General features: G+C 64.2%; 5 protein-coding genes. 4 read left to right on the top strand and 1 reads right to left on the bottom strand.

Annotation, left to right across the window (positions count from 1 at the left end):
• Positions 1 to 1168 (bottom strand): 1-deoxy-D-xylulose-5-phosphate synthase N-terminal domain-containing protein (locus tag MKI88_RS01170; RefSeq protein WP_281063693.1); only part of this gene is annotated, 1168 nt, incomplete at its 3' end.
• Positions 1169 to 1324: 156 nt separating this feature from the next.
• On the opposite strand from MKI88_RS01170, the gene MKI88_RS01165 reads away from it, so the two are divergent.
• The 4 genes from MKI88_RS01165 to MKI88_RS01150 all read left to right on the top strand — a co-directional run bounded on the left by MKI88_RS01165 (position 1325) and on the right by MKI88_RS01150 (position 2848).
• The gene (locus MKI88_RS01165; RefSeq protein WP_241628628.1) at positions 1325 to 1519 is read left to right on the top strand and encodes a hypothetical protein; all 195 of its coding nucleotides are present in this window, start codon (positions 1325 to 1327) and stop codon (positions 1517 to 1519) included.
• A 5-nt stretch (positions 1520 to 1524) separates the two neighbouring features.
• Positions 1525 to 1884, top strand: coding sequence for a cell division protein ZapA (locus MKI88_RS01160; protein ID WP_241628625.1), 360 nt, complete (start codon positions 1525 to 1527; stop codon positions 1882 to 1884).
• A 194-nt stretch (positions 1885 to 2078) separates the two neighbouring features.
• A complete protein-coding gene (locus MKI88_RS01155) occupies positions 2079 to 2642 on the top strand; it encodes a 5-formyltetrahydrofolate cyclo-ligase (RefSeq protein WP_241628616.1) in 564 nt (187 codons plus the stop codon).
• Positions 2639 to 2848, top strand: coding sequence for a DUF2842 domain-containing protein (locus tag MKI88_RS01150; protein ID WP_241628614.1), 210 nt, complete (start codon positions 2639 to 2641; stop codon positions 2846 to 2848). The genes MKI88_RS01155 and MKI88_RS01150 overlap by 4 nt, the downstream gene beginning before the upstream one ends.
• The last annotated feature ends 54 nt before the right edge of the window (positions 2849 to 2902 follow it).

Here is a 2902-nt window from a genome sequence, read left to right as displayed (position 1 = left end):
CCCTCGTGAGCGGACCGGTCGCCTTGGTCTTGGTATTGTTCGAACCGGTGAGGTCGGCCGAGCCACCGATCGTCTCGGGCAGTTGCTCGTTGATCGGCCCCAGCACCATTTCGGAAGCCTTGCGCGTTGCGACCTTTTGCGGGTTGGCAATCAGGTCGGCCTTGTAGGCGGCAAGCGAGAAGTCGCCCGACAGTTCGCCGTTCATGCGGCGGACGAACTCGGCGCCAAGGTCGCTCGCGGTGACGCGCTTGTTCCATGCGGCATGCGCTTCGGCACCGCGGCTGCCGGCCTTTTCCCATTCCGCGCGGATCTCGGCGGGCACCTCGAAGGGCGCGTGGTTCCACCCGAGCGTCGCGCGCGCTGCGGCAACCTCGTCGGCACCGAGCGGGCTGCCATGCGTCGCCGAAGTGCCCTGCTTGTTGGGCGCTCCCTTGCCGATGATCGTGCGGCACTGGACGAGCGAGGGCCGCGGATCGGCGATCGCTTCGTCAAAGGCACGCGCGATGTCGACGGGATCATGGCCGTCGCACGCGACGACATGCCAGTTGGACGCGCGGTAACGTGCGGGAATGTCCTCGCTGGTCGACAGGTCGGTCGAACCATCGATGGTGATCTTGTTGTCGTCCCACAAAACGATCAGGCGACCGAGACCAAGATGCCCCGCAAGACCCACGGCCTCATGGTTAATGCCTTCCATCAGGCAGCCGTCGCCCGCGACCACCCAGGTCCTGTGGTCGACGAGGTCGTCGCCGAACACCGCATTGAGGTGCCGTTCTGCCACCGCCATGCCGACCGCGGTCGCAAAGCCCTGCCCCAGCGGACCGGTGGTCGTCTCGACGCCTTCGAGCTCGAAATTCTCGGGATGGCCCGCGCACGGGCTGCCGAGCTGGCGGAAGTTGCGGATCTCGTCCATCGTCGGGCGCGCATAACCGGTGAGGTTGAGCGCGGCGTAGATCAGCATCGAGCCATGGCCCGCCGACAGCACGAAGCGGTCGCGGTCGTGCCATTTGGGCGCCGCGGCATCGTACTTCAGATATTTTGTGAAGAGCACCGTCGCGACATCAGCCATGCCCATCGGCATGCCGGGGTGCCCCGAATTCGCTGCCTGCACGGCATCCATCGACAGCGCCCGGATGGCGTTGGCGAGATCATTGGGCGAAACGGTCATGTATGTCCCCGAAAGAGCGGCACGGTAGGGCGAGTGCTAGGCGAGTCGCCGTCGCGCGCGTTCCTTTGTCGTCTGGGGGACAAACCGTCAACCTTGGGCCACCGCAACACATGCTTCACACTTGCCCCCGTCGCCAGCCATGCTATTTCACACAGAATGTCAGAAGACCGGCTTATCCTCGCCATCGGGCGACTGGAACGGGCGCTTTCGCGGGTCGAGGCAGCGGCTGGCAGACCGGTCAGAACCCACGATGACGCGGCGCTGCAGTCGCTGAGCGAGCGTCACGAAAAACTCAAGTCCCAGGTCGAGTCCGCGATCGAAGCGCTCGACCGCCTGATCGCGAAGGGCTGACGCACATGGCCGAAGTTTCGATCGAAGTCGGCGGACGGTCCTATCAGGTCAACTGCCGCGACGGCGGTGAAGCCCATCTCATGGAAATCGCGCAGCTCCTCGACACCAAGGCGCGCGACGCGCAGCGTGCGGTGGGCGGCATCAACGAGACGCGTCACCTGCTGCTCGCCGCGCTCCTGCTTGCGGACGAGGTGCACGAAGCGCGTCGCAATGGCGGCACGCTCGCCACGCCCGATCCGGTGCCCGCAGCCTCACCTGCGCCGCCCCCCAATCCTCAGCCCGATTTCGCTCCAATTCTCGAAAAACTCGCCGAACGTGTCGAAAGCCTTGCGCAAAGGCTTGAGGGTGAGGCGACGAACGCCTAGATTGGCTGCGACGGGTACTGCCCGGTACGAGCTTTTGAGAACATCCCTGAGGCTTTCATCATCCTAGGGGCCCGTCCCTGGTTGGACCTTGGTCCAGCACATATGGTCCCCACCTGACGTATCGGCGTCAGAGGATATTCCGGCAAACGGCCATGGCGGTCCCGTCACCGCCGCCTGACTGAAACTAGGTGGCAATGCCCAAGATACTCATGCGACAAAAGCTGAGGCAGCGGCGCGACGAATTCGCGACGATGCGGGCAAGCTTGCATGATTTCAGCGCGCCTCCCGACCCGCTTCGCAACTGGATCACGCAATCACACTGCGTGTCAGGCTATGTGCCATTCGGATCCGAAGCCAGTCCGCTTGCATTGCTGGCGTATGCGCGCCGGCAGGGCCGCGAAACGGCTCTGCCGCATGTCACACACCGCGACGCCCCCATGCGTTTCCTGCGTTGGCAGATGGGCGATACGCTTTATCCCGGCCCGTTCGGAGTGATGCAGCCCGCAGACGATGCGCCGGAGGCGACGCCCGATCTGATCGTCACGCCCTTGCTTGGCTTTGACCGGCGCTGCCGCAGGCTCGGCTATGGCGCAGGGTTCTATGACCGTGCCTTCGCGCAACTGCCGACCGCGCGCCGCGTGGGGCTTGCCTGGTCGGTGCAGGAAGTCGATGTCGTGCCCGCCGATTCGTGGGACGTCGCGCTCCATGCGATCTGGACCGAATGCGACTGGATAGTGAACGAGGAAATGCCCCAATGACGCCCAGCTGGCGCAAACCTGCAGGAATGTTCCTGATCCTGCTGCTGATCACGGTCTGGGCGGTGCTCATTGCCAGCCTGTCGCCGTGGATCGGCGCACTGCCAAGGCTGGTGCAGGCCCTAATCTACCTGGTTGCGGGCGTGATCTGGATCGTGCCGCTCAAGCCGCTGCTGCTCTGGATGGAAACGGGAAAATGGCGCGTTTGAGCATCTGATTTCGCGGCGCGTTCGCGCATCCGACAATGATGTCACAAAATGGCG

It is taken from the genome of Sphingomonas sp. LaA6.9, from assembly GCF_022601895.1.
In the GTDB taxonomy this organism is placed as follows: Bacteria; Pseudomonadota; Alphaproteobacteria; order Sphingomonadales; family Sphingomonadaceae; genus Sphingobium_A.
The sequence above is the reverse complement of the archived record's forward strand: the minus strand, read 5'-3'. Positions and strand labels throughout refer to the sequence as shown.

Coding starts and splice junctions, on each gene's coding strand:
- MKI88_RS01165 (WP_241628628.1), top strand. CDS start 1,325: ATGTCAGAAGACCGGCTTATCCTCGCCATCGGGCGACTGGAACGGGCG.
- MKI88_RS01160 (WP_241628625.1), top strand. CDS start 1,525: ATGGCCGAAGTTTCGATCGAAGTCGGCGGACGGTCCTATCAGGTCAAC.
- MKI88_RS01155 (WP_241628616.1), top strand. CDS start 2,079: ATGCCCAAGATACTCATGCGACAAAAGCTGAGGCAGCGGCGCGACGAA.
- MKI88_RS01150 (WP_241628614.1), top strand. CDS start 2,639: ATGACGCCCAGCTGGCGCAAACCTGCAGGAATGTTCCTGATCCTGCTG.